Genomic DNA, 1,852 nt, shown 5'->3' with positions numbered 1-1,852 from the left:
GCCTTGGTGAGCGCACCACGAGCCTGTTGCAGTGTCGTTACTCCCTTTAACTCCTGACGCAATCCGGCCACTTGTTGCCGCATCTGGTGGTAGGCGCGAGCCTGTTCTCTGGCTGATAAGGTGCCAGCGCGGGTCAGGCGGTTATAGCTGGCAATCGTGCGAGCAATTTCACGTTGGATGGACTGTTCAGACCGGATACCTAACGCTTCTCGGGCGCGCATCAGCCGGCGGGCATTTTCCATCTGTGAACGGCTGGCCGCGATACTTTGTTTGGCAGCCTGCGCTGCGGCGGCAGCTTGTTGTTTCGCTGCGGCGGCCGCCTCGATGGCCGTTTTTTGTTGCTCATGCCCCTGTCGCTTGATGGCCTTGGCCGCCTTTTCAGCCTGGCCGGTGGTTTCTTTTAGCGTGCGGGTAACCTGGCGAGAGGCATCATCTTTGGCCTCTAGCGTCATCGAGACTTTAAAATCACGTGCCATTACTGACCTCGTTTTTTACGCAGGGATTTATAGCGTTGGTGCTCTACGGTAGTTTTGCCGGTCTTGCCCGGTTGGCGGGGGGAGTGGTAGCGCTGCAAGGCCGAGAGATAGCCGTCCAGCTCGGGACGGCTCATCGATAACACGCGCTCTTCGGTTATGCCATAGCGTCCGAGGGCAAGGATGGCAAGTCGCAGTCCGGCGCGGCGCTCTTCTGCTCGCTGCGCTTTTTTTTAACCACGTCAATGGCCTTATCCAGAACCTCGGCATCCTCCTGCGTCAGTTGTGCATACAACAGATCAGGCGTGATGGCCTCTTTGGGGATATCCCCTAATTGAACCAATGCAAAGGCAAAGGAGGCCGCACGGTAAAAAACATCGGCTTTACCGCTATTCAGTGAGCCAAAACGGGACTCGGTTGCATCCAGACATTCCCCGGTCTGTCCCAACGTGGGCAGGCCAATTTCAAACGCATAATGCAATTTACCGTTGTGCTCAATGCCGTAAATCAGCGAGCCTTTTTCCGTCATCATTCTGTCACCTTCCGCAATGCTGCCATGGTTAAATCGCGCTGAGCTTCGTTATCCACCTGGTATTTTTCCCCGACATCAATTGTGCGGCAGTCCAGGTAAGAGGTGCGCTTATCCTGCTGGTCGAGGGGATACAGCGTTAACTTGGCGTCACGCAGGTTTTCCCAATCCAGATCCCCGGACTCAGGGATCACCACCGAGACGGTGAGGTCATAGGTTGTGATCCCCTTGCTGTAGCCCTTGGCGCGCCCGGTACGGTTCATGGTTTTCACCACCTTGTTACCCGTCGTCACTTTGACGTCGAGGCTGGTGACTTCAACCTCCTGGCCATCAACCTCCAGAACGATGGCTCCCATATAATCTTGACTCATAGCTCATCACCTTAGAGATAGAGATCGACGCGGCCGGCAAACACATGCAGCCCATTTACCACATCCGCCGGAATAACAGCATCCAGCCGGTTGGCGTCTTTGCCATTGCGCTCGACCAATAGCTTGTTCTTATTGGCCATCACGTTTTCGAGGATTTCTTCCTCTTCCAGCTTCAACAGCACATCCAGCAGTTCGGATTTCACCTTGGCGCGAGTGCGGTCATGCAGCTTTTCGCGCGGGAAACGCAGTGCGATACGCTCACGGCACGCTTTACGGGTGTAATCCAGGGTACGGATGGTGGTCAGGTCGAGCAGCGCCGGATCTTCCACATTCTGCGGATTTCGGGTGTACGTCGTGATTGCACGCACAATCTGCACCACATCGCCGGGGCCAATCTCCAGCGGCGTCAGGCCATTGTGCAGGGCGTTCTCCTGCTCTTTGCGCCCCGCGCGCGCCGTCAACGGCGTTACATCCAGCCC

Annotated in this window: 4 protein-coding genes and 1 pseudogene; all 5 read right to left on the bottom strand. The window is 56.3% G+C overall.

Features of this window, described 5'->3' with window-relative positions; genetic code table 11:
- Window positions 1–476, bottom strand: a pseudogene (locus EHO01S_RS17865) (hypothetical protein); the annotation flags it as partial.
- Window positions 476–610: a hypothetical protein gene (locus tag EHO01S_RS19380; protein ID WP_255209549.1), complete on the bottom strand. Its 135-nt coding sequence runs from the start codon at window positions 608–610 to the stop codon at window positions 476–478. The pseudogene EHO01S_RS17865 and the gene EHO01S_RS19380, both read right to left, overlap by 1 nt.
- Before the next feature lie 20 nt (window positions 611–630).
- Window positions 631–1,005 carry a hypothetical protein gene (locus EHO01S_RS16995; protein WP_024525057.1) on the bottom strand — a complete coding sequence of 125 codons (375 nt, stop codon included), beginning with the start codon at window positions 1,003–1,005 and terminating at the stop codon, window positions 631–633.
- Window positions 1,002–1,373 (bottom strand): hypothetical protein, encoded by a 372-nt coding sequence (locus tag EHO01S_RS16990; RefSeq protein WP_024525056.1) that lies wholly within the window; start codon window positions 1,371–1,373, stop codon window positions 1,002–1,004. The genes EHO01S_RS16995 and EHO01S_RS16990 overlap by 4 nt, the downstream gene beginning before the upstream one ends.
- 11 nt (window positions 1,374–1,384) lie before the next feature.
- A partial coding sequence (locus tag EHO01S_RS17860; RefSeq protein ID WP_035370992.1) for a phage tail sheath C-terminal domain-containing protein occupies window positions 1,385–1,852 on the bottom strand: 468 nt, incomplete at its 5' end.

Origin of the sequence: Edwardsiella hoshinae NBRC 105699 = ATCC 33379, assembly GCF_000474215.1 — a bacterium.
In the GTDB taxonomy this organism is placed as follows: domain Bacteria; phylum Pseudomonadota; class Gammaproteobacteria; order Enterobacterales; family Enterobacteriaceae; genus Edwardsiella; species Edwardsiella hoshinae.
This window is presented reverse-complemented; position numbering and strand designations above follow the sequence as displayed.

Excerpts from the sequence above, each read along its gene's own strand:
- EHO01S_RS19380 (WP_255209549.1), bottom strand. The coding sequence starts at position 610 with ATGAGCCGTCCCGAGCTGGACGGCTATCTCTCGGCCTTGCAGCGCTAC.
- EHO01S_RS16995 (WP_024525057.1), bottom strand. The coding sequence starts at position 1,005 with ATGATGACGGAAAAAGGCTCGCTGATTTACGGCATTGAGCACAACGGT.
- EHO01S_RS16990 (WP_024525056.1), bottom strand. The coding sequence starts at position 1,373 with ATGAGTCAAGATTATATGGGAGCCATCGTTCTGGAGGTTGATGGCCAG.